Origin of the sequence: Rathayibacter tanaceti, from assembly GCF_009834165.1 — a bacterium.
GTDB classification, from domain to species: Bacteria; Actinomycetota; Actinomycetes; order Actinomycetales; family Microbacteriaceae; genus Rathayibacter; species Rathayibacter tanaceti.
This window is the reverse complement of the sequence record NZ_CP047186.1, coordinates 154,450-175,640: the sequence shown is the minus strand read 5'-3', so window position 1 is coordinate 175,640 and position 21,191 is coordinate 154,450. Positions and strand designations below refer to the sequence as shown.

The following is a 21,191-nucleotide window of genomic DNA, read 5'->3' as shown; positions in this document are numbered from 1 at the left end:
TCAGAGCAGGTCGTGCAGGACGACGACCTGCTCGCGCTCCGGCCCGACGCCGATCGCCGAGAACCTCGCGCCGCTCATCGCCTCGAGCGCGCGGACGTAGTCCTGGGCCGCCTGCGGAAGGTCAGAGAACTCGCGGCAGCCCGAGATGTCCTCCTGCCAGCCGGGGAACTCCTGGTAGATCGGCTTCGCGTGGTGGAAGTCGCTCTGCGAGACGGGGACCTCGTCGTGGCGGACCCCGTCGACGTCGTAGGCGACGCAGACGGGGATCGTCTCGAGGCCCGAGAGGACGTCGAGCTTGGTGAGCACGAAGTCGGTGACCCCGTTGATCCGGGCGGAGTAGCGCGCGATGGGGGCGTCGTACCAGCCGCAGCGGCGAGGCCGACCAGTGGTGGTGCCGAACTCGAAGCCCTGCTTGCGGAGGTACTCGCCCCACTCGTCGAAGAGCTCGGTGGGGAACGGACCCGCGCCGACGCGGGTCGTGTACGCCTTGATGACGGCGATGACGCGGTCGATGCGGTTGGGGGCGACTCCGGAGCCGGTGGCCGCGCCTCCGCTCGTCGCGTTCGACGACGTGACGAACGGGTAGGTGCCGTGGTCGACGTCGAGCATGGTGGCCTGGCCCGCCTCGAACAGCACGGTCTTGCCGGCGTCAAGCGCCTGGGCGAGTACCAGCGAGGTGTCGGCGACCATCGGGCGCAGGCGCTCCGTGTACTGCAGCAGGTCCTCGAGCACCTGCTCGACCAGGATCGCGCGGCGGTTGTAAACCTTCACCAGCAGGTGGTTCTTCTGGTCGAGGGCGCCCTCGACCTTCTGGCGGAGGATGTTCTCGTCGAACAGGTCCTGGATGCGGATGCCGACGCGGTTGATCTTGTCGGCGTAGGCCGGGCCGATGCCGCGTCCGGTCGTGCCGATCTGGCGCTTGCCGAGGAAGCGCTCCGTCACCTTGTCGAGGGTGCGGTGGTAGCTGGTGATGACGTGCGCGTTGGCGCTGACCAGCAGCTTCGACACGTCGACGCCGCGGGCGCTCAGCGCCTCGAGCTCGTGGAACAGCACCTCGATGTCGACGACGACGCCGTTCGCGATCACCGGCACGACCCCCGGGGTGAGGATGCCCGACGGGAGCAGGTGCAGCGCGTACTTCTCGTCGCCGACGACGACCGTGTGCCCGGCGTTGTTCCCGCCGTTGAACTTCACGACGTAGTCGACTCGACTGCCGAGGAGGTCGGTCGCACGTCCCTTGCCCTCGTCGCCCCACTGGGCGCCGGTGATGACGATGGCTGGCATGGCGTAGTCCTTCTTCGACGGAGGGGCGTGCGACCCGATGAAGGGTTCGCCGGGCGGGCCGGCGCGGAAGTCGATGCCGCATCCGCGCGACCGGCCGCTCGATTCTAGCGGAGGGGCGCGCCGGCCGGCCGTCCCCGTCCCCGTCCCCGTCCCCGTCCCCGTCCCCGTCCCCGTCCCCGAGCAATGCTCTCCATCCCGTCACGCGGAGTTCACACGGGACGCATAGATTCGAGGACGCTCACCCTCCCCTTATCACGCGAACAGGACCACGATGCGCAGACTCCGCGCCGCAAGCCTCCTCGCCGTCGTCGCGCTCGGAGCGGTCACGGCCGCCCCCGTCGCGACGGCCGCCACCGCCGACGACGGCGTCGAACTCACCCTGGTGTCGACGACGGACGTCCACGGGCACGTCTACGACTGGGACTACTTCGCGAACGCGCCGTACCCCGCCGACGGCGCGCTGGGCCTCACCCGCGTCGCGACCGAGGTCGACCGCCTCCGCGCCGAGAAGGGCGACGAGTCGGTGCTCGTCATGGACAACGGCGATGCGATCCAGGGCACTCCGCTCACCTACTACTACGGGCTCGGCGACGGCGCCGCGGGCGTCCTCTCGGGCGAGACGACGCATCCGATGGCCACCGCCTTCAACACGATCGGCTACGACGCCCAGGTCGTCGGCAACCACGAGTACAACTACGGGCTCGACATGCTCAGCGCCTACGAGGGCGATCTGAACGCGCCGCTACTCGGCGCGAACGTGATCGACGTGGCCACCGGCAAGCCGTACCACGACCCGTACACGCTGATCGAGCGCGAGATCGACGGGAAGAAGGTCACCGTCGGCGTCCTCGGCCTCGTGACTCCGGGCGTGCGGGTGTGGGACAAGCAGTACGTCGACGGAGTGCTGGAGTTCCAGGACATGGTCGCCGCCGCGAAGCAGTGGGTCCCGATCGTGCAGGAGCAGGCCGACGTGGTCGTCGTGCTCGCACACACGGGGCAGGGCACCGTCGCCGACGCCGACTACGACCCGGCTGACCTCAACGAGGACGTCGTGAACAACATCGCGACGCAGGTCCCCGGCATCGACGTCGTCGTCGCCGGCCACAGCCACAAGGACGTCCCCGAGACGATGTTCACGAACGTCGCCGGCGAGAAGGTCCTCGTCACTCAGCCGAAGTTCTGGGCGCAGGGCCTCACCGAGGTGACGCTGAACCTGGTGCCGGACGCCGCGGGCGGTCTCGAGGTCGACTGGTCGTCGGGAGCGGCTCCGGTCGCGAAGCCCGTCTACGCGAAGGACATCCCCGAGGACTCGCCGGCCGTGGTCGACGCGCTCGCCGAGCAGCACGCCACCACGGTCAAGTACGTGAACACGCCGGTCGCCCAGTCGCTCGAGGAGCTGTCGGCGGAGACGTCCCGCTACGAGGACACCCCGATCATCGACTTCATCAACACCGTCCAGGCCGAGACGGTCGACAAGGCCCTCGAGGGCACCGAGTGGGCCGACCTGCCCGTCATCTCGCAGGCGTCGCCGTTCTCGCGCACGGCCGTGTTCCCGCAGGGGCAGGTCACGATCCGCGACATCGCGGGGCTGTACATCTACGAGAACACCCTGCGCGGAGTCGAGCTGACCGGCGCCGAGGTGCGCGAGTACCTCGAGTTCTCGGCCCGCTACTTCACCCAGACGGCGCCGGGAGCGGCGTTCGACCCCGAGACGGGCACGAACGCGACCACCCCGGAGCGCCCCGATGGGGTCCCGGACTACAACTACGACGCGATCGCCGGCCTGGACTACGTGATCGACGTCTCCCAGCCCGCGGGCTCGCGCATCCGCGGCCTCGCCCACCCCGACGGCACGCCCGTCGCCGACGACGAGCGCTTCGTGATGGCGGTCAACAACTACCGTCAGAGCGGCGGAGGCGGCTACCCGGCGGTCGCGCAGGCTCCCCTCGTCTACGACGAGCGCCTCGAGATCCGCCAGCTGCTCATCGACTGGTCCAGCGACCGCGGAGTGATCGACCAGGCCGACTTCTTCGACCCGAACTGGTCGCTGACGACGGAGCCGGCCGCCGAGATCCCCGGTGGTCCTGCGCCCTCGGAGCCGGGGGCGCCGACCGAGCAGCCGACCATCGCTCCGTCGCCGCAGCCGACCGCCACAGCGGCCCCTGTCGCCGGAGACGCCGGGCCCGACTCGCTCGCGGACACAGGCTCCGACGCTGCCGGTCTCGCGGGCGGCGCCCTGGTGCTGCTGCTCTCGGGACTCGCGCTGGTGATCGCGCGACGCCGCCGCACGGCGTAGCGTCTCGGCGCAGCAGGACGGCGGTCGGCGGGTCTCCCGTCGGCCGCCGTTCGCCGTTCGCCGTTCGCCGTTCGCGCCGGGGATCGCCTCCGCCGACGGATCAGACTCGGTCCGCACGGGCCCGGCGCCGCTCCCGCCAGGCCGAGAACGCTCCGGTCGACCACAGCGCCCAGACGACGAGCAGCGGCTGGAAGACGAGCCGCACCGCACGGGCGGCGTCCGTCTCGAGGCCGAACGCCGACGTGCGTGTGACGAGCTGCGACACGTTCCCGGGGAACACCGCGACGAAGAACGCGGCCACCACGACTCCGACGACCACGCGCCACCGCGCGAGGACGACGAGCGCCAGACCGAGCGCGATCTCGACCACACCCGACGCCACGACGACGAGGTCGGCGTCGAGCGGCAGCCACGGCGGCACCTGCGCCTGGAAGGACTGCCGCGCGAACGTCAGGTGCCCGGCGCCCGCTGTGACGAGCAGGAGGCCCAGGAGGATGCGGGCGAGGGTGCGCGGGACGGAGCGACGACGTCGTTCGGCGAGAGAAGTGGCGGCTGTCATGCCTCCAGTCTGCGTCCGGCGCGTCCTGATACCGGTCGGAGCGAGTTCCGGCACGGCCCCGTATCCTCGATACCGCCCTGTCCGCACACCGTGAAACGAGTTCCATGAGCACCCTGCCCCGCCTGATGGCCTTCGACCTCGACGACACCCTCGCCGCGTCGAAGTCCCCCGTCGACCCGGCGATGGCCGATCTCTTCGTGCGGCTGCTCACGGCGACCGAGGTGTGCATCATCTCGGGCGGCCAGATCGGCCAGTTCCGGATGCAGGTCCTCGACCGCCTCCAGGGTGCTGATCCCGAGGTGCTCGCCAAACTGCACCTCATGCCGACCTGCGGCACGCAGTACTACCGCTACGAAGCCGGCGACTGGAAGCAGATCTACGCCGAGAACCTCACCGAAGACGAGAAGTCGCGAGCCCTCGCCGCCGTCGAGGAGAAGGCGAAGGAGCTCGGCTACTGGGAGTCCGAGACGTGGGGGCCGATCCTCGAGGACCGCGACTCGCAGATCACCTTCTCGGCTCTCGGCCAGGCCGCGCCCGTGGAGGCGAAGCAGGCGTGGGACCCGGGCGGCGAGAAGAAGAACACGCTGCGCGAGGCCGTGCAGGCCGTCCTCCCCGATCTCGAGGTCCGCTCCGGGGGGTCCACCTCGGTCGACATCACCCGGAAGGGCATCGACAAGGCGTACGGGATGAACAAGCTGACCGAGCTGACCGGCATCCCCCTCGACGAGATGATCTTCGTCGGCGACCGCCTCGACCCGGACGGCAACGACTACCCCGTCAAGGCGATGGGCGTCGAGTGCTTCGCGGTCGACGGCTGGCGCGATACCGCCGCCTACCTCGAGTCGTACGGGATCTAGGCCGTCCGGGGTCCAGGCCGTCCGATCGTCGCCCCGTCGCGGCACGCTGCTCCTCCTCGAGCGCGTGCCGGGCGGGGCTTCGTCGTGTCTCAGCGGTCGTCGTCCATGGCGCCGGTGGCTGTGCCGTCGAGGGCGAGGCGGAGCCGTCGCGGCAGCTTCGCCACGACGATCGCGTGCGATTCCGCCACGAGCTCCAGGACCAGCCCCGGTTCCACGATCCCGCCCGCGTCGACCGTCACCCAGTGCTTCTTGTTCAGGTGGTAACCCGGTTCGATCCCGTCCACCCCTGCGACGAGGTGCACCACGTTCTCGGGCAGCGCCTTCACGCTCACGACCGGCCGCCCGTGCCGCTCCGACTCGAGCGCGAACACCTTCCCCGCGACCTTCCACACCCGGATCCCCGCCCCGAACGGAAACCCCGCCTCCGCCCCCGCGAGCCCCTCCAGAAACCCGTCGTCCACCCCGCCGTCCATGCCCCCATCCTCCCTCACCTCCCGACCCCGCCAGCCCTCCCCGCTCGCCCCTGCACGCTCCCGCCCCCACGCACACAACGCCCCCACGGCTCGTGCGCCACGCGCACGGCCCCACCCCTCACCCCAGGGTGGGATGAGTCGTCGTCCGGGTGCGGTGATCGCAAGGCGGAGGAGGGAGTCGTAGCGGCGCTACGACGACCGACGACAACGCCGCGAGCGCCGTGCCCGGGCGGCGACTAATCGCTGCCGAGGATGACGATGGCGGCGGTAGGGGGTAACGCATCCTCGTGATACCGCTCGATCTCGTCGATGGCGATCGGGTCGGCCTGCTGGAGGAACGCGGTGAGGCGGTCGACCTCCTCCGTCTCTCCGATCGATTCGGCGGCGCGCCGGAGGGCGTAGAGCGAGAGGAGGAAGCCTCGGTTGGGTCCGTGGCGCCAGGGGATCGGGCCTTGGCCGCGCCAGCCGGCGGCTCGGAGGAGGTCGAGGCCGCGGTGGTAGCCGACGCGGGCGTACGCGTAGGAGGGCAGGGCCGCGTCGATGCCCCAGACGCTGTCGGCGAGGAGGGCCCACGCGAGCGGGGAGCGGGGGTGGGCGGCTGCGAGGGCGGCGAATTCGACTGCTCCCGGGTTCGCGTGCTTCGTGAGGGCCGCGGTGACCGCGGGCTCGTCGGGGAGGAGGGTCGGTTCGGGGCCCAGCAGGTTCTCGCCACTCATGACCCCAGGCTAACCCGCCTGCGCTCGTGGGGGTCTGGGAGCCGGCCGTCCGGCACGCAGCGGAGGCTCCTCCACAGTGCGGCGCGCGGGGTCGGCTCCGGTCTTCCCCGGTCAGGGCCCGTTCCGGCCGGGGTAGCGCCGATAGCATCGACCCCATGGCGACGAACCGCAGTGAAGTCGAGGCCTGGCTCACAGACATGGACGGCGTTCTCGTGCACGAGAACAAGGCGCTCCCCGGTGCGCCCGAGCTGATTCAGGAGTGGACCGATTCGGGGATCCCGTTCCTGGTGCTGACGAACAACTCGATCTTCACGCCGCGCGATCTCGCGGCGCGGCTTCGGGGCTCCGGGCTGCACGTGCCGGAGGAGCGGATCTGGACGAGCGCGCTCGCGACGGCCGATTTCTGCGCCTCGCAGATGCCGGGCGGTAGTGCCTTCGTGATCGGAGAGGCGGGCATCACGACCGCGCTGCACGAGGCGGGCTTCATCATGACCGAGACCGCTCCCGACTACGTCGTGGTCGGCGAGACGCGCAACTACAGCTTCGAGGCGATCACCAAGGCGATCCGGCTGATCGTGGCGGGTGCGCGTTTCATCGTCACGAATCCCGACGCGACCGGGCCGAGCGCCGAGGGCGTCCTCCCCGCGACGGGTGCGATCGCCGCCCTGATCACGAAGGCCACGGGCAAGGATCCGTACGTCGTCGGCAAACCGAATCCGATGATGTTCCGCTCGGCGATGAACAAGATCGGAGCGCACAGCGAGAACACCGGGATGATCGGCGATCGGATGGACACCGACATCGTCGCGGGGATCGAGGCCGGCCTGCACACGATCCTCGTGATGACGGGCATCAGTGATGAGGCCGAGATCGAGCGCTACCCGTTCCGGCCCGATGAGGTGCTGAGCGGCGTGCACGAGCTCCTGTCGGCCGAGCCGCTCGAGTCGGAGTTCCCGCCGGAGTCGGTGGTCTGAGGCCGCGTCTGCACGGGTCCGCGGTCAGAAGCGGATGTGCTGCAGCACCCACGCGTGCATCGTGACCGCTGCTGCGGCGGAGGCGTTGATCGAGCGGGTCGAGCCGAACTGCGTGATCTCGAGCACGGCGTCGGAGGCGGCGATCGCCTCCTCCGAGAGCCCCGGCCCCTCCTGCCCGAACAGCAGCAGGCAGCGCTCGGGGAGCGCGAAGGTCTCGAGGGGGACGCAGCCGGGGACGTTGTCGATCGCGATCAGCGGCACCGCCGCCTCCGAGGCCCACTGCACCAGATCGGCGACGGTCTCGTGGTGCTGGACGTGCTGGTAGCGGTCGGTGACCATGGCGCCGCGCTTGTTCCACCGGCGGCGGCCGACGATGTGCACGCCCGCGGCTCCGAACGCGTTGGCGCTGCGCACGATCGAGCCGATGTTCATGTCGTGCTGCCAGTTCTCGATGGCCACGTGGAACGGATGACGGGTGCGGTCGAGTTCGGCGACGATCGCCTCCAGCCGCCAGTAGCGGAAGCGGTCGATCACGTTGCGCGCGTCACCGCGTTCGAGCAGCTCCGGATCGAGCCGCTCGTCGTCGGGCCACTCGCCCTGCCACGGACCGACACCGTTCGTGCTGAGCTCGACGGAGCCGGTGGGTCCGGGCGGGGAGCTCGCGTCGTTCTCGTGCACGATCGGCAACCCTACAAGTCCGGCCGCCGTCCACGCCCCGCAACGGCACGCCCGGCCGCGCGCGGACGTGCGCTGCACGCGAGCACGTCCCGGGCCTCACGACGCTCCCGGCGCCCCGTTCGAGCCCGGCGCGCCGGCTCAGGCCGCGGGAGTCGCGGCCAACGAGCCGACCAGCTCTCCGCCGCCCGCGCGATCGACGAAGCAGTAGTAGCTGCGCTCCCCCGCGTCCCACTGCTCCTGCGTGACCGGGAAGGAGCCGGACACCTGCACGTCGCCGTACGCGCCGGCGGCGGCGACGTCGACGACTCCCTGCGCCTGGCAGAGCGACGAGACCGAGACGGCGAGCGCCTCCTGTCCCGGGAAAGCGGTGTCGGGCAGCTCGGCCCTCGCCACGAGCTGCGCCTCGTGGCCGGCGCCGCAGTCGACGACCGTGAACTGTTCGGCCCAGACCGAGTCGAAGGGCTGCACGCACTCGCCACCGAGGAGCTCGGTCCACGCCCAGGTGCCTGCGGGCAGCGGCCCGGCGGTCGGGAGCGGTACGGCGGCGGTCGGAGCGGGCGTCTCGGCGACGGTCGGCGCGGCAGCGGGGGCCGCCTCCTGCTGCAAGGAGGCGCCGCCCGATTCCGACGGCGCGCTGCTTGAGCCGACGGCGACGCCGATGGCGAAGAGGGCGGCGAGGAGGAGCACGGCGGCCGCGGCGATGATCGCGAGGAGGAGGCGGCGCCGGCTGAGGGTGCGCCAGCCCCACGGCCCCGACGTCGACGCGTCGGCGTCACGGACTCCGGACTCGGTGCGCGCGGCGGAAGCGCGGCGCCCCTGCGGAGCCTGAGCGGCGCGCGAGGACGCGGAGTTGACGTGCTCGGCAGCCGCTGCGGTCCGGAACGGAGCGGCCTCGGCCGGCTTCTCCGGCTGCACCGCCGGCTCGAGGTTCCACGCGTAGGAGTCTGCGGTCTCGCGCCAGAGCTCCTCGTCGCCGCCGTCGTCCTCGGGGTCGTCGCGCGGGGCGACGATCTCCTCCCAGACGGGCGGCTCGTCCCAGGTGGCACGCGGGTCCGGCCACTGGTAGACGGCGGGAGCAGCGGGCTCGCGGGGAGTCGGCGGGGTCGCGCCCGCGGGCCGTCCGTCGATCGGCTGCTCCGAGGGATCGCGGAGATCGGGTGCTGCCGGAGGATCGGCGGATGGCTCGGTCTCGGGCAGCGTCGGGAGGGTGGGGGACGCGTGCCCGGGCCGGCGGGCGGCCGAGTCGTCCTCGGCGTCGGCGGTCGGCGTCTCGGGATCGTCATGGGGCTCGCCGGATGGGCCGGCCGCAGCCTCGGTGCGGGGCAGCGGGGACCGCGTCGGAATCGGATCCGCTGCGGCGAGGTCCTGCATCGCGGCTGCGTCGGCCTCGACGGGTTCGGTCCCCTCCGGAGTCTGCTCAGCGGGAGGCGTCTCGCTCTGGACCGGCTCTCCGGGCCAGAGTCCGACCGGTGCCGCGGGGGCACGACGGCGGGGTGGCGCCGCGGGGTCGTCCGCCGCCTCCGAGGCCGACGCGTCGGCGGGGATGTCCGGTGCGGCCGACGGCTCCGGGTCGGCGGTGAGGGGCACCTCGGGCGCGGCGGGAGGCTCTACGGCTTGCGCGGGCGTCCCGGGCTCCGGGGCCGCTGGAGCCCGGCGGGGCGAGTCGAGGATGCTCTTGAGCCGCCCGCCGCTCAGCTGCTGGAGGAGCCACTCGCTCCCGCCGACCTGGCGCTCGGGCTCGTGCGGTTCGGTGCTCTCCGCGTCTGGGGAGCCGTCGCGCTCGCCGTCGTCGACCATCAGCTCAGGCCGAGGTCGGCCAGACCGATCGCGGCGAAGTAGGGGTACCCGGCGTCTTCGATGATCTCGCGCGCACCGGTCGCCCGGTCGACGACCACGGCGACGCCGGCGATCTCGGCTCCGACCGTCAGCAGCGCTTCGATGGCCTTCAGCGGGGAGCCGCCGGTGGTGGAGGTGTCCTCGACGACCACGACGCGCTTGCCCTCGAGGTCCGGGCCCTCGACCTGGCGGCCTCGGCCGTGGTCCTTCGGCTCCTTGCGGACGACGAAGGCGTCGTAGGAGAGGCCGCGGACCGCGCCCTGGTGCAGGATCGCGGAGGCGATCGGGTCGGCCCCCATCGTCAGACCGCCGACCGCGTCGACGCGCTCGATCGGCTCAATGAGGTCGAGCATGACCTGGCCGATCAGCGGAGCGACGCGGTGGTCGAGGCTCACCCGCCGGAGGTCGACGTAATAGGAGGCCTTCTTGCCGCTCGTCAGGGTGAAGTCCCCGTGGAAGACGGCGTCGGAGCCGATGTACTCGATGAGCTGCTGGCGTGCGTCGGTCACGCGCCTACTCTACGGTGCGGTCCCTCCGCCGCCCGGAAGCGCGGCCTCGGCGTCGCGCTCCTCCGCGGCGTCGCCGCCTCCGCGGAACTGCGTCATGTAGAGGTCGTAGTACGCACCGCGGCGCTTCAGCAGCGCCTCGTGCGCTCCCTGCTCGACGATCCGGCCCGACTCCATCACGAGGATGGTGTCGGCATCGCGGATGGTGGACAGGCGGTGCGCGATGACGAACGACGTGCGGTCGGTGCGGAGCGCGTTCATCGCGTGCTGCACCAGCAGCTCGGTGCGGGTGTCGACCGAGGAGGTGGCCTCGTCGAGGATCAGCAGCGACGGGTTGGCGAGGAACGCGCGCGCGATCGTGATGAGCTGGCGCTCGCCCGCCGAGACGCTGCCTCCGTCGGCGTCGAGCACCGTGTCGTAGCCGTCGGGCAGCTGGCGGACGAACCGGTCGACCATGGTCGCCTTCGCCGCGTCGAGGATCTCGTCGTCGGTCGCGTCGAGCCTGCCGTAGCGGATGTTCTCGCGGATGGTGCCCTGGAAGAGCCAGGCGTCCTGCAGCACCATGCCCACCCGCGAGCGCAGGTCGCCGCGCGCGAGGCTCGTGATGTCGACGCCGTCGAGCAGGATGCGTCCGCCGGTGAGCTCGTAGAAGCGCATGACCAGGTTGACCAGCGTGGTCTTGCCCGCTCCGGTGGGGCCGACGATCGCGACGGTCTGCCCGGGCTGTGCCGAGAAGGTCAGTTCGTCGATCAGCGGCTGCTCGGGGTCGTACGAGAACGAGACGCGCTCGAACTCCACCCGGCCGTCGGTCCGCTTCGGGAGCGACGCCGTGGCGGTCTCGGGCTCCTGCTCGTCGGCGTCGAGCAGCTCGAAGGTGCGCTCGGCCGAGGCGACCCCCGACTGCAGCATGTTGGCCATGCTCGCCAACTGGGTCACCGGCTGGGTGAACTCGCGCGAGTACTGGATGAAGGCGGTCGCATCGCCCAGGGTGAGCTGCCCGGAGGCGACCCGCAGGCCGCCGACGACGGCGATCAGCACGTAGGAGAGGTAGGACACGAAGGTCATCGCCGGCATGATCATGCCCGAGACGAACTGTGCGCCGAACGACGCGGAGTAGAGGCTGTCGTTGCGGCGGTCGAACTCCTCGAGCATCTCCCGGTCGCGACCGAAGGCGCGGACGATCTCGAGGCCCGAGAACGTCTCTTCGATGTGGCCGTTGAGCGCGCCGGTGTTCTTCCACTGCGCGGCGAACAGCCTCTGCGAGCGGGCACCGATCACTCCGGCGATCACGGCCGAGAGCGGGATGGAGATCAGGGCGATCAGCGCGAGCTGCCACGAGACGATGAACATCATCGCCGTGATGCCGATGATCGTCAGCACCGACTGCACGAGCTGCGAGAAAGCCTGCTGGAGCGCGGTCTGGATGTTGTCGACGTCGTTCGTGACGCGCGACATGACGTCGCCGCGCTGCCGGGTGTCGAAGAACCGCAGCGGGAGCCGGTTGAGCTTCGCCTCGATGTCCTGGCGGAGGCCGTAGACGACGCGCATCACGATCCCGTTGAGGATGTAGCCCTGTGCCCACATCAGCACCGAGGCGATCACGTACATCAGCAGCACGATGACGATGAGCCGCCCGAGAACCACGAAGTCGATACCCGCGCCGGGCACGATGTCGGTCTTCGAGAGCATGTCGGCGAAGGTGTCGTTGCCCGCGGCCCGCTGCTCCTGGATGATCTGCTCGAGTGGGACCCCGGGGGTCAGCCCCGAGCCGATCACGCCGTTGAAGATCGCGTCCATCGCCTGCCCCAGGATCTTCGGGGCGATCACGGTGAGGATGACCGAGAGCGAGACCAGGGCGACCACGAGGATCATCCGGGCGCGCTCCGGCCCGAGCAGGGCGAAGAGGCGCTTCGCCGACGGCCAGAAGTTCTGGGCCTTGCGGGCGGGCGGCCCGTCGCCGAACATCCCTCCGTCGCCCTCACCGGGCTCGAACTCGGGCGCGGGCGAATCGGGCTCGGGCGAATCGGGCGCGGGCGAATCGGGCGCGGGCGAATCGGGCTCGGCCTCGGTGGCTGCGGTCTCTCGTGCGCGCGCCATCTCAGGACACTCCTTCGACGCTCAGCTGGGATTCGACGATCTCGCGGTAGGTCGCGTTCGTCTCGAGGAGCTCGTCATGCGTACCGCGGCCGACGACGCGGCCCGCGTCGAGCACGACGATCTGGTCGGCGTGGCGGATCGTCGAGACCCGCTGCGCGACGATGACGACGGTCGCATCGGTGGTCGCTTCGGCGAGCGAGTCCCGGAGCCGGGCGTCGGTCGCGACGTCGAGCGCCGAGAACGAGTCGTCGAAGAGGTAGACCCGCGGCCGGGCGACGAGGGCCCGCGCGATGCAGAGCCGCTGGCGCTGGCCTCCCGAGACGTTGGTGCCGCCCTGCGAGACCGGCTCGTCGAGGCCGTGCTCCTTGCTCCGTACGAAGTCCTCGCCCTGGGCGATGCGCAGCGCCTCCCAGAGCTCGGCGTCGGTCGCATCCGGCCGCCCGAAGCGGAGGTTCGACGCGATCGTCCCCGAGAAGAGGTAGGGGCGCTGCGGCACGAGGCCGATCACCTGAGCGAGCTGCGCGCGGTCGAGCGAGGAGACGGGCACGCCGTCGATCGTGACCGAGCCCTCCTGCGGGTCGAACAGGCGGGGGACGAGGCCGAGGAGGGTCGTCTTCCCGGCTCCGGTGGAGCCGACGACGGCCGTGGTGCGGCCGGGCTCGGCGACGATGTCGATGCCCGCAAGAACCGGGCGCTCGGCCCCCGGATAGCCGAAGGTGACTCCCGAGAACTCGACGCGCCCGCCGGTCGGCGCGGCGACGCCCCCCGCGGGGGTGGTGAGGCTGGTGCGCGCATCGAGGACCTGCTGGATGCGCTCGGCGCAGACGACGGCGCGCGGGATCATCATCACCATGAACACCCCCATCATCACGGCGGTGAGGATCTGGAGGAGGTACTGCAGGAACGCGGTGAGCGAGCCGACCTGCATCTGGCCGGCGTCGACCCGCTGGCCGCCGAACCAGAGGACGGCGGCGGTCGCGAGATGCAGGATCATCATGATCGCGGGGAACATCAGGACGAAGACGTTGCCGACCTTGATCGACACCTCGGTGATCGCCGTGTTGGCCCTGCGGTACCGCTCGGACTCGAACGGTTCGCGCACGAACGCGCGCACCACGCGGATGCCCGTGATCTGTTCGCGGAGGACGCTGTTGATGCCGTCGATCCGGTCCTGCATCAGGCGGAACAGCGGCAGCAGCAGGAACACCAGGAAGCCGACCACGACGAACAGCAGCGGCACCGACACCCAGACCAGCCACGAGAGACCCGCATCCTCGCGGAGGGCGAAGACGATGCCGCCGACGCACATGATCGGCGCCGACACCATGAAGTTGAGGGTCATCAGCACGAGCATCTGCACCTGCTGCACGTCGTTCGTGCCGCGGGTGATGAGGGTGGCCGTGCCGAAGCCGCCGACCTCGAGCCCGCTCAGCGAATCGACGCGGCGGTACACGTCGCGGCGCAGGTCGCGGCCGACGGACATCGCGGTGCGCGCTCCGAAGTAGACGGCGCCGATGGCCGCGGCGACCTGGACGAGGCAGACGCCGAGCATGGTCATGCCGGTGGCCCAGATGAAGTCGGTGTCGCCCTGCCCGATGCCCTGGTCGATGATCTCGGCGTTGAGACTCGGCAGGTAGAGGGCGGCCAGCGTCGCGACGAGCTGGAGCACGACGACCGCCACCACCCAGCGCAGGTAGGGCTTCGCGTAGGACGACGCGAGACGGAGCAGGATCATGGGTCCTCCGGACGGGGGGCGGAGCAGGAGCGGGGTGCGTGAGTGGGCGAGACGTGAGTGGGCGAGAGGGGACGGGAGGCGGGCTCCGGGAGCCCCGCGGTCGGGCGGCGGGCGAGACCGCGAGGCGTGTCCGGAGGCGATCGAACGGCGCGGATCGCGGCCGCCACCGAATGGGTCAAGTCAACCATCGACCACCGACATCCGTTCCGCAATCCGCCGTCGGGGGGAGGGCGCGCAGGAGACGCGCCGGTGGCGGCTTCTAGACTTCCGGGATGCGCATCGCCACCTGGAACGTGAACTCCATCCGGGCCCGCGCCGGCCGCGTCGTCGACTGGCTCGTGCGCGAGGACGTCGACGTGCTCGCCATGCAGGAGCTCAAGTGCAAGCCCGAGCAGTTCCCGCACGGAGCCTTCGCGGATGCCGGCTACCACGTCGAGATGGTGGGCCTCAGCCAGTGGAACGGAGTCGGCATCGCCTCCCGCCTGCCTCTGGAGGACGTCGAGGTCGGCTTCCCCGGCATGCCCGGCTTCGCGAAGGAGCCGGCGGCCGACGGCAGCCTCCCCCTTGAGGCGCGGGCGATCGGCGCCACGATCGACGGTGTGCGCGTCTGGAGCCTCTACGTCCCCAACGGCCGGGCCGTCGAGGATCCGCACTGGCACTACAAGCTCGAGTGGCTCGCCGCCCTGGAGGCGAGCACTCGCGACTGGCTCGCCGCCGAGCCGGGGCTCCCGCTGGCGCTGATGGGCGACTGGAACGTCGCTCCGCTCGACAGCGACGTCGGCGACCCGTCGCTGGGGCCCGGATCCACGCACGTCTCCGTTCCGGAGCGCCGGGCCTTCGCCGCCTTCGAGGCGGCGGGCCTGCGCGACGTCGTCCGCCCGCTGGTCCCCGAGGGCTACACCTACTGGGACTACAAGCAGCTGCGCTTCCCGCGCAACGAGGGCCTGCGGATCGACTTCGTCCTGGGCTCGACCGCATTCGGCGAACTCGTCACAGGCGCCTCGATCCACCGCGACGAGCGCAAGGGAGACGCGCCGAGCGATCACGTGCCGGTGCTGGTCGACCTCGACCTCGAGACGACGCTCGACGACGATCGCCCGATGATCTTCTGATCATGGCCTCGTCGAAGAAGAAGCGCGCGCAGGCGCAGGGCTCGCCGCGGCCGCCGGCTCGGCGCCCCGTGGCGCCACGCACCTCCGCCGCCCGAGACGACCTGCGGACGGAGGCGTACCGCTCGGTCCGAGAGGTGGTCGCCGCGGGCAGGCCCCGCCGCCGCCGATGGGACCTCGTCCTCTCGGTCCTCGGCTGCCTCGGGCTCGGGCTGCTCGCGGTCGTGCTCGGCTACCTCGCCGCGATCCTCGCCGTCTTCCCGGCCCAGTGCGAGGGCCAGAACTTCGCGTGCGACTTCGATCGCATCGACTGGGGCGTCTCGATCGCGCTGATCGGCCCGCCCGTCATCGCGCTCATCGCCGTCGGTGTGACGGTCGTGCGCTACCTCGTCGGCCGCCGCGCGTTCTGGATCCCGATCGTCGGCTTCGCGCTCTGCACCGGCACGGCGTTCCTCGCCTCCTGGCTCGTCACCAGCTCGATCCCCGGCTCAGCGCTGGCCTAGGTGTGATGTCCGGGGACGTTGTTCGGGACGTACCGCTCTGCGTGCACGCGGACGTCGACTCCGCGGTGTCGCATCTGCGCGAAGGCACCGGACGCGACAACATGCTCGACCGCTCCCGCCGCGGCCGCTATGCCGGACCCTCCACCGCGCTCGGCCAACGCGGCGTCGCCCTGCAGCAACGCGCGCAACCCTCCCGCGACCTGCGCACCGTGCTGCACGAACACGGCTGGGATCGTGAACGCATGGCCGCCGCGGTCGCCGGCATCGACGAAAACCAACCGTCCCTGTTCTAGCGGGAGCCGCAACGCAGGAGGCCCCGAGCGTGATGCTCGGGGCCTCCTGCGTTCAGTGCAGCGCGAGGGCTCAGGAGTGTGTGAGCTGGCTGACGCGCTGCTTGCTGATGCGGAGCAGACCGGCGGCGTCGCTGTTGCTGATGTCGCGCGCGCAGGAGCTTGATGGCCTGGCGGGCGAGGTCGCCGCCCTGCTTCGCGATCTCTTTCGACTCCGCGTCCTTCGCCTTCGCCGCCTCCCATGCGGCGCGTGCGTCCTCGGGGATCTCGATGGTGAGGTCGATGGTGACCGACGCAGCGTCGACGTCGAGCCAGAGCGCGGCGAGGTCGTGAGCCATGGGGTCGATCTCGCGCACGTGTCGAGCCTGCGTGACCGTCTCGAGGTCGGGGAGAGCGATCGTCCACCACTGTCCCTCGCGGGTGGCGATCGCGCGCACGACGCGGGTGCTGGTCTGGGTGCTCATGATGTTCTCCTGGCGCCATTCGTTCGGTGCGGATGGGATCTCTTTGATGATCTGCCGGACGACGCCCGGCGACACCTTGCCTCCATGGGACGGGATCGAGAGCCTTCCCGTCCTCACTGGCCCAGATCTCGTGACTACCCGAGATGCGCTTGATGGACCACCCCAGATCCCGGGTGCTCGAGCGGACCAGCCGGTGGGTCATGGCGCCGCGCACAGCAAGGAGGCCGCCGATCCTCTCGCCGGCGGCCGGGGTAAGGGAGGCGAGGTGCTCGTCCTGCTCTGCCAGCGGCGGCTTCTTCGGTCCTGCGACGCGGATCCAGTAGGCCTCGGAGAGGTCGTAGACGGCGTTCAACGCCCAATTGGTTGCGACGAGGACGGCACCTTCGTCCTTCGTGTGGCTCAGCTCGCGAAGGAGTCTCGTCGCCCAGATGAGGGAGAGCAGGCGTACGCGATAGTCCTCAGCCCGCTCAAGGGCGCTTGGGACAGGATCCTCGAACGGCTGCTTGCCCAGGCGGACGCGGAAGGGCTGATCGAGTGGTCGGTGTCGGTGGACTCGACGATCGCTCGCGCGCATCAGCACGCGACGAACCTCACCCGTGTCACGGGGGGCTTCATCGAATTACACGAATTCGAGCATCGAGCCGCCTGATCACACGATCGGCCGCTCCCGAGGCGGGCTGACGACGAAGACCCCCACCTCGTCGACGGCGCCGGACGACCCCTGGTCATCGCGTGCACCGCCGGACAGGCCGGCGATTCGCCGATGCTCCCGACCCTGCTGGCTCAGTTACGCGTCGCCCGCCCGGGTCCTGGCCGGCCGCGAACGACGCCCGACACGTTGCGCGGCGACAAGGCCTCCTCGCCCCGAGCGATCCGCTCGCTCCTGCGACGCCGCGGGATCACGACCGTGATCCCGCAGCCCTCGGATCAGATCGGCCACCGCACACGCTGCGGCTCGAGGGCGGACGTCCGCCCGCGTTCGACGCCGATGACTATCGAGGCCGCAACGTCGTCGAGCGAGGATTCACCCTGTTCACGCAGTGGCGCGGCCTCGCGACCCGCTACGACAACCTCGCCCTCGCCTACCGAGCCGCCGCCATCCTCCACGCCATCACCCTCTGGACCCGCACACTGTCAGACACGCCCTCGGCGCCGAGGCCGGGCCGGGGGTCGAGGTCATCCGCAGGACGGCTCGTCGCTCAGTGTCACCGCCGTCGGGTTGATCATCGGAGTGACGCGCACGGCCTGGTCGGCGAATCCCGCTGTCTCGCCGGCCGAGAACGTGATGGTGACGGTCGTCGACTCGCCCGGCGCGAGCTGCACACTGGCGCGCGCGACGGGTCGGCCGAGGTCGCCTCCCGGCTCGTACACCAGTGCGCGCTCGCCGAGAGTGTCCGACCACCGCGTCTCCGACTTTGCTGTCGTCGTGCCGGGGGGACCGTAGACGTAGACGTTCGTGAGGAAGTCGCCGCGCGGGAACCGACCGGTGCCGTTGTTCGCCGCCACGTACGGGGGGAGTGTCCGGGCCACGGCCGGCGAGATGGTGTTCGTCAGCGTGACCGTGGTGGTGAAGGTCGCTCCTGAGGCGGCGCAACGGTCGGCGCTCGTCTGGGTGACGGCCGTCTGCAGGTAGTAGTCCATCTTGGAGCCGATCGACGCGTCCTGGAAGAAGACGCCGGTCGTCGTGCTGTCGGAGTTCGCGGTGGGCAGCACCCCGGCGATCGGGGTCGGAGCCAGAAGGGCCTGCTCGTCGCCGTCCGCGCTGTAGGCGAGGATGCGGCTCTCGTCGACCGCCTTCACGATCGCGGGCAGCATCTTCGTCGGCTCCATATCGCCACCGAGGATCTTGCCGAGGATCGTCGCGCTCGCCTCCGAGAAGAACTCGTCGGTGCGTTCACCGACCACCGAGGCCGGATAGCGGAAGTAGATCTGGTTGAGCAGGATGGAGACGGCGTTCTCGCTCGTGAGCTCGGTGCCGTCGGTGAGGGTGACCGGGCCCGTCGAGCCGAGAAGGTAGGAGAGCGCGACCGGGTCGATCGCCAGGACGCCGTCGATCTTCTGGTCGGGGAACTTCTGCGCCCAGAACTGTGAAGCGATCGACGCGGCAGTGGGGAAGTCCGGACGGCTGGTGGAGACGTTGAAGGTCGTCGCGAGGTTGCTGCCGAAGGTGTCCAGCGCGCTCTTGTCGACCGTCACGGGATCCAGGTTCCTGAAGTCGGTGCTGGCCTGCTGTTGGCCGATCGAGATCATGCCACCGTCGACGTCGAGCTGCATCACCGACGAGGCACCGCCGCCGAGCGCCTGCGCCTCGGCCAGGTTCTGGAACAGCACGAGGTAGTGGCGCGGGCCGGAGGCGCCGAGTGAGTCCGGGAGGATCGCCGTGAGCGGCTCCACCTGGGCCATCGCCTCGGTGGCGGTCTGGAGCTGCGGGGCGAAGGAGTCGAGGGCCGACGAGACCTGCGGCACGAGCGGGCTGCGGTCGATCCCACCGACGCGGGTCTGCGCCTGGTCGACGACGCCCTTGGCGACGGTGATCTTCTGGGAGAGCTCGGTGATCGCACCGAGGTCGACGCGGCCGTCGACCGGCTTGAGGATGTCGAGCGAGGTCGTCGACAGCGGAGTCACGATCTTGCCCGAGACGTCGTCGGCGATCTCGGTCGCCGCACGGACGGCCGACAGGTTGGGGCCGAGGTAGGGCACCACCTCCATGATCCGCCACACCGGGTCGTCGGTCTCGTTGCGGGCGTCGCCGGTGAGCGCCGCGATCTGCGAGGCCGTCGCCTCGGCTCCTCCGGTATCGAACGACGTGAGCTTGTCGGACACCTGCGACACCAGCGGGATCGCCTCGGTGAGCTTGTCCCGGACCGTCATCGCCTTGTCGTACGTGCGCACGGCGAGCAGCACGGCGACCACGGCGGCGATGAGCAGGACCAGGAGGACGGTCAGCGTGATCCAGAGGCCCCGACGACGACGGCGCGATCTGCCAGAGGCGCGGCGGGAGGAGGACGTCGTGGTGCTCATTGCAGAGAGCCTAAGCGATGCTCGGCGCTGTGCGACGGCGCGCGCGCCACGACCGACTGTCCGGGACGAGGGGCGCGCGGGGCCCTCTGGATCAGCCCGGCGGCCCGGCGATCAGCCCAGAAGGAGCGAGACGACGATGAGCACCGGCACCGCCGCGACCGTGGTCACCAGCGAGGTGTCGCGGGCGACGGCGATGCCCCGGTCGTAGCGTGAGGCGAAGGTGAAGATGTTCTGCGCGGTCGGCAGGGCGGCGGTCACGGTGACCACGAAGAGGTGCTCGGAGTCGAGGCGGAAGACGAACAGGCCCAGCAGCAGCGCGACCGCCGGCATCACCAGCGACTTCAGCACCGAGGCGACGATCACCTCGATCCGCGACGGCCCCGCCTCCAGGGGCCGCTGCCCGCGCAGCGACATGCCGAACGCCATCAGCACCAGCGGGATGGAGGCGTTGCCGATGATCGAGAACGGCTGCAGCACAGGCTCGGGGACCTCGACGCCGGTGACCGCGACCACGAGGCCGAGGGCGGAGGCGATGATCATCGGGTTGCGCAGAGGCTGGGTGAGGATGGCGCCGACCGAGGTCCGTCCGCTCGTCGAGACGTCGAGGAGCGTGAGGATCGTCGGCGCGAGCACGGTCAACTGCATCAGGAGCGTCGGCGCCACCCACTGCGGGTCTCCGAGCACATAGATCGCCACGGGCAGGCCGATGTTGTTGGCGTTGACGTAGGAGGAGGCGGCGGTGCCGACCACCGTCTCCGCCAGCGGACGACGGAAGAACAGTCGCGAGGCCAGCACGTAGAGCAGCGCGACGGTCACGACGGTGAGGAACGACACCAGCAGGAACGACGAGAACAGCACGGTCACGTCCGCCCGCGAGAGCACGGTGAACAGCAGCGCGGGCGTGGTCACGAAGAACGCGATGCGCGAGAGCACGAGGCGGCTCTCGGGGGGCACGATCCGGAACCGGGCGATCACGTAGCCGACCGCGATGACCACCCCGATGATGGAGAAGCCGGTGAGCACTCCCTCCACGGGGCACTCCTCTCGTCAGCGGCCGGCGCGGGCGCGGCGCGGCGACTCCACCCTAGGCAGTCGCCGGAGGGTGCAGCCGCGCAGTCCCCAGAGCGTGCAGCCGCCGGAGGGTGCAGCCGCCGGAGCGCTCAGGAGGCCCCGGCGAGGTCGAACGCCCAGTCGGCGTAGAGGCTCGGCGGATCTCCCGCCTCGACCACGTCGACGCGATCGAAGCCCACCTCGACGCAGACCGCGCTGTCGTCGGAGTCGCCTACCGGCACGAACGCGTGAACGAAGCGCGGCGCGGGGAACGCCGCCGCCTCCGCCAGCAGCAGGCGCACCGACTGCGCGGTGATGCCCCTGGCGTGCGGAGCGATGCTCCAGGCCGCCTCGTAGGCGACCACTCCTCGCGAGGCGCCGTACCAATAGCCGATGGAGCCGACGGAGACGCCGTCCAGCTCGACCACGTAGAAGAACGCATCGCCGTCCGCCCAGCCGCGCAGGTAGCGGTCGTGGCGCACGAGGAGCTCGCTCTCGCTCTCGAGTCCGCCCCCGGTCTCCGCGAGCATGTCGCGGAGGAGGGAGGCGTCCACCTGCGGCCAGGGCAGCAGACGGAGGTTCTCGAGGTCGTGGTCGATGCTGGCTGTCGTGCGGTCGCTTCCGGGTTCGGGTCCCGTCACGCGCTCCGATCCTCTCTCTCAGGATGGCTCGCCGATCCCGCCGCGCCGTCAGGGTGTTCGGCGTGGTGTGTCGATCGGTTGTCTCCGCACTCGGGATGCAGA

19 protein-coding genes and 1 pseudogene are annotated in these 21,191 nt (G+C 70.6%); 7 read left to right on the top strand and 13 right to left on the bottom strand.

The window, feature by feature from the left end; all coding sequences use genetic code 11:
- A complete protein-coding gene (locus GSU10_RS00760; RefSeq protein WP_068213524.1) occupies positions 1 to 1,284 on the bottom strand; it encodes an adenylosuccinate synthase in 1,284 nt (427 codons plus the stop codon).
- 271 nt (positions 1,285 to 1,555) lie between these two features.
- On the opposite strand from GSU10_RS00760, the gene GSU10_RS00755 reads away from it, so the two are divergent.
- Entirely contained in the window at positions 1,556 to 3,580 is a 2,025-nt protein-coding gene (locus GSU10_RS00755) for a bifunctional metallophosphatase/5'-nucleotidase (protein WP_132504680.1), read from the top strand.
- Between the two features lie 100 nt (positions 3,581 to 3,680).
- On the opposite strand, the gene GSU10_RS00750 is transcribed toward GSU10_RS00755, so the two are convergent.
- Positions 3,681 to 4,139, bottom strand: a complete 459-nt coding sequence (locus GSU10_RS00750) for a DoxX family protein (protein ID WP_068213670.1) — start codon at positions 4,137 to 4,139, stop codon at positions 3,681 to 3,683.
- A 104-nt stretch (positions 4,140 to 4,243) separates the two neighbouring features.
- Here GSU10_RS00750 and GSU10_RS00745 point away from each other — a divergent pair, with 104 nt between their 5' ends.
- Positions 4,244 to 4,996 (top strand): HAD-IIB family hydrolase, encoded by a 753-nt coding sequence (locus GSU10_RS00745; RefSeq protein ID WP_068213673.1) that lies wholly within the window; start codon positions 4,244 to 4,246, stop codon positions 4,994 to 4,996.
- 89 nt (positions 4,997 to 5,085) lie between these two features.
- On the opposite strand, the gene GSU10_RS00740 is transcribed toward GSU10_RS00745, so the two are convergent.
- Entirely contained in the window at positions 5,086 to 5,469 is a 384-nt protein-coding gene (locus tag GSU10_RS00740) for an MmcQ/YjbR family DNA-binding protein (RefSeq protein WP_068213675.1), read from the bottom strand.
- A 236-nt stretch (positions 5,470 to 5,705) separates the two neighbouring features.
- On the bottom strand, positions 5,706 to 6,185 hold the full coding sequence (locus GSU10_RS00735) for a DUF3151 domain-containing protein (protein ID WP_068213503.1): 480 nt from the start codon (positions 6,183 to 6,185) through the stop codon (positions 5,706 to 5,708).
- 155 nt (positions 6,186 to 6,340) lie between these two features.
- Between GSU10_RS00735 and GSU10_RS00730 the strand changes: the two genes are divergently transcribed.
- Positions 6,341 to 7,159, top strand: a complete 819-nt coding sequence (locus GSU10_RS00730; RefSeq protein ID WP_068213500.1) for an HAD-IIA family hydrolase — start codon at positions 6,341 to 6,343, stop codon at positions 7,157 to 7,159.
- Between the two features lie 24 nt (positions 7,160 to 7,183).
- Here the strand turns inward: GSU10_RS00730 and GSU10_RS00725 are convergent, their stop codons facing one another.
- The 5 genes from GSU10_RS00725 to GSU10_RS00705 all read right to left on the bottom strand — a co-directional run bounded on the left by GSU10_RS00725 (position 7,184) and on the right by GSU10_RS00705 (position 14,011).
- Positions 7,184 to 7,837, bottom strand: a complete 654-nt coding sequence (locus GSU10_RS00725; protein ID WP_068213504.1) for a TrmH family RNA methyltransferase — start codon at positions 7,835 to 7,837, stop codon at positions 7,184 to 7,186.
- Between the two features lie 138 nt (positions 7,838 to 7,975).
- Positions 7,976 to 9,634, bottom strand: a complete 1,659-nt coding sequence (locus GSU10_RS00720; protein ID WP_132504678.1) for a hypothetical protein — start codon at positions 9,632 to 9,634, stop codon at positions 7,976 to 7,978.
- Positions 9,634 to 10,182: an orotate phosphoribosyltransferase gene (gene pyrE / locus GSU10_RS00715; RefSeq protein WP_068211268.1), complete on the bottom strand. Its 549-nt coding sequence runs from the start codon at positions 10,180 to 10,182 to the stop codon at positions 9,634 to 9,636. The genes GSU10_RS00720 and pyrE overlap by 1 nt, the downstream gene beginning before the upstream one ends.
- A 9-nt stretch (positions 10,183 to 10,191) precedes the next feature.
- Positions 10,192 to 12,276 (bottom strand): ABC transporter ATP-binding protein, encoded by a 2,085-nt coding sequence (locus tag GSU10_RS00710; RefSeq protein WP_068211266.1) that lies wholly within the window; start codon positions 12,274 to 12,276, stop codon positions 10,192 to 10,194.
- Position 12,277: 1 nt separating this feature from the next.
- Positions 12,278 to 14,011 (bottom strand): ABC transporter ATP-binding protein, encoded by a 1,734-nt coding sequence (locus GSU10_RS00705; RefSeq protein WP_068211263.1) that lies wholly within the window; start codon positions 14,009 to 14,011, stop codon positions 12,278 to 12,280.
- Positions 14,012 to 14,283: 272 nt separating this feature from the next.
- Between GSU10_RS00705 and GSU10_RS00700 the strand changes: the two genes are divergently transcribed.
- Genes GSU10_RS00700 through GSU10_RS00690 form a run of 3 tightly spaced genes read left to right on the top strand, consistent with a single transcriptional unit; the run spans position 14,284 to position 15,916 of the window.
- Positions 14,284 to 15,123 (top strand): exodeoxyribonuclease III, encoded by an 840-nt coding sequence (locus GSU10_RS00700; RefSeq protein ID WP_068211260.1) that lies wholly within the window; start codon positions 14,284 to 14,286, stop codon positions 15,121 to 15,123.
- Positions 15,124 to 15,125: 2 nt separating this feature from the next.
- Positions 15,126 to 15,623 (top strand): DUF6264 family protein, encoded by a 498-nt coding sequence (locus GSU10_RS00695; protein WP_132504676.1) that lies wholly within the window; start codon positions 15,126 to 15,128, stop codon positions 15,621 to 15,623.
- A 5-nt stretch (positions 15,624 to 15,628) separates the two neighbouring features.
- Entirely contained in the window at positions 15,629 to 15,916 is a 288-nt protein-coding gene (locus tag GSU10_RS00690) for a hypothetical protein (RefSeq protein WP_132504674.1), read from the top strand.
- Here the strand turns inward: GSU10_RS00690 and GSU10_RS00685 are convergent.
- Positions 15,913 to 16,377: a hypothetical protein gene (locus GSU10_RS00685; protein ID WP_132504672.1), complete on the bottom strand. Its 465-nt coding sequence runs from the start codon at positions 16,375 to 16,377 to the stop codon at positions 15,913 to 15,915. The two genes, GSU10_RS00690 and GSU10_RS00685, sit on opposite strands and share 4 nt — an antisense overlap.
- Before the next feature lie 469 nt (positions 16,378 to 16,846).
- Between GSU10_RS00685 and GSU10_RS15370 the strand changes: the two are divergent.
- A pseudogene (locus tag GSU10_RS15370) lies at positions 16,847 to 17,523 on the top strand (IS5 family transposase); the annotation flags it as partial.
- 30 nt (positions 17,524 to 17,553) lie between these two features.
- On the opposite strand, the gene GSU10_RS00670 reads toward GSU10_RS15370, so the two are convergent.
- From GSU10_RS00670 to GSU10_RS00660, 3 genes are all read right to left on the bottom strand, one after another.
- Positions 17,554 to 19,398, bottom strand: coding sequence for a DUF4012 domain-containing protein (locus GSU10_RS00670; protein WP_068211251.1), 1,845 nt, complete (start codon positions 19,396 to 19,398; stop codon positions 17,554 to 17,556).
- Between the two features lie 111 nt (positions 19,399 to 19,509).
- On the bottom strand, positions 19,510 to 20,430 hold the full coding sequence (locus tag GSU10_RS00665) for an AEC family transporter (RefSeq protein WP_132504668.1): 921 nt from the start codon (positions 20,428 to 20,430) through the stop codon (positions 19,510 to 19,512).
- 128 nt (positions 20,431 to 20,558) lie between these two features.
- Entirely contained in the window at positions 20,559 to 21,089 is a 531-nt protein-coding gene (locus GSU10_RS00660) for a hypothetical protein (RefSeq protein ID WP_068211247.1), read from the bottom strand.
- Positions 21,090 to 21,191: the final 102 nt, after the last annotated feature.

Bases quoted from the DNA above. Each gene is read 5' to 3' on its own strand.
- GSU10_RS00730 (WP_068213500.1), top strand. From the start codon at position 6,341: ATGGCGACGAACCGCAGTGAAGTCGAGGCCTGGCTCACAGACATGGAC.
- GSU10_RS00755 (WP_132504680.1), top strand. From the start codon at position 1,556: ATGCGCAGACTCCGCGCCGCAAGCCTCCTCGCCGTCGTCGCGCTCGGA.
- GSU10_RS00720 (WP_132504678.1), bottom strand. From the start codon at position 9,634: ATGGTCGACGACGGCGAGCGCGACGGCTCCCCAGACGCGGAGAGCACC.
- GSU10_RS00735 (WP_068213503.1), bottom strand. From the start codon at position 6,185: ATGAGTGGCGAGAACCTGCTGGGCCCCGAACCGACCCTCCTCCCCGAC.
- GSU10_RS00700 (WP_068211260.1), top strand. From the start codon at position 14,284: ATGCGCATCGCCACCTGGAACGTGAACTCCATCCGGGCCCGCGCCGGC.
- GSU10_RS00695 (WP_132504676.1), top strand. From the start codon at position 15,126: ATGGCCTCGTCGAAGAAGAAGCGCGCGCAGGCGCAGGGCTCGCCGCGG.
- GSU10_RS00745 (WP_068213673.1), top strand. From the start codon at position 4,244: ATGAGCACCCTGCCCCGCCTGATGGCCTTCGACCTCGACGACACCCTC.
- GSU10_RS00760 (WP_068213524.1), bottom strand. From the start codon at position 1,284: ATGCCAGCCATCGTCATCACCGGCGCCCAGTGGGGCGACGAGGGCAAG.
- GSU10_RS00690 (WP_132504674.1), top strand. From the start codon at position 15,629: ATGTCCGGGGACGTTGTTCGGGACGTACCGCTCTGCGTGCACGCGGAC.
- GSU10_RS00740 (WP_068213675.1), bottom strand. From the start codon at position 5,469: ATGGACGGCGGGGTGGACGACGGGTTTCTGGAGGGGCTCGCGGGGGCG.
- GSU10_RS00710 (WP_068211266.1), bottom strand. From the start codon at position 12,276: ATGGCGCGCGCACGAGAGACCGCAGCCACCGAGGCCGAGCCCGATTCG.
- GSU10_RS00670 (WP_068211251.1), bottom strand. From the start codon at position 19,398: ATGAGCACCACGACGTCCTCCTCCCGCCGCGCCTCTGGCAGATCGCGC.
- GSU10_RS00685 (WP_132504672.1), bottom strand. From the start codon at position 16,377: ATGAGCACCCAGACCAGCACCCGCGTCGTGCGCGCGATCGCCACCCGC.
- GSU10_RS00705 (WP_068211263.1), bottom strand. From the start codon at position 14,011: ATGATCCTGCTCCGTCTCGCGTCGTCCTACGCGAAGCCCTACCTGCGC.
- GSU10_RS00750 (WP_068213670.1), bottom strand. From the start codon at position 4,139: ATGACAGCCGCCACTTCTCTCGCCGAACGACGTCGTCGCTCCGTCCCG.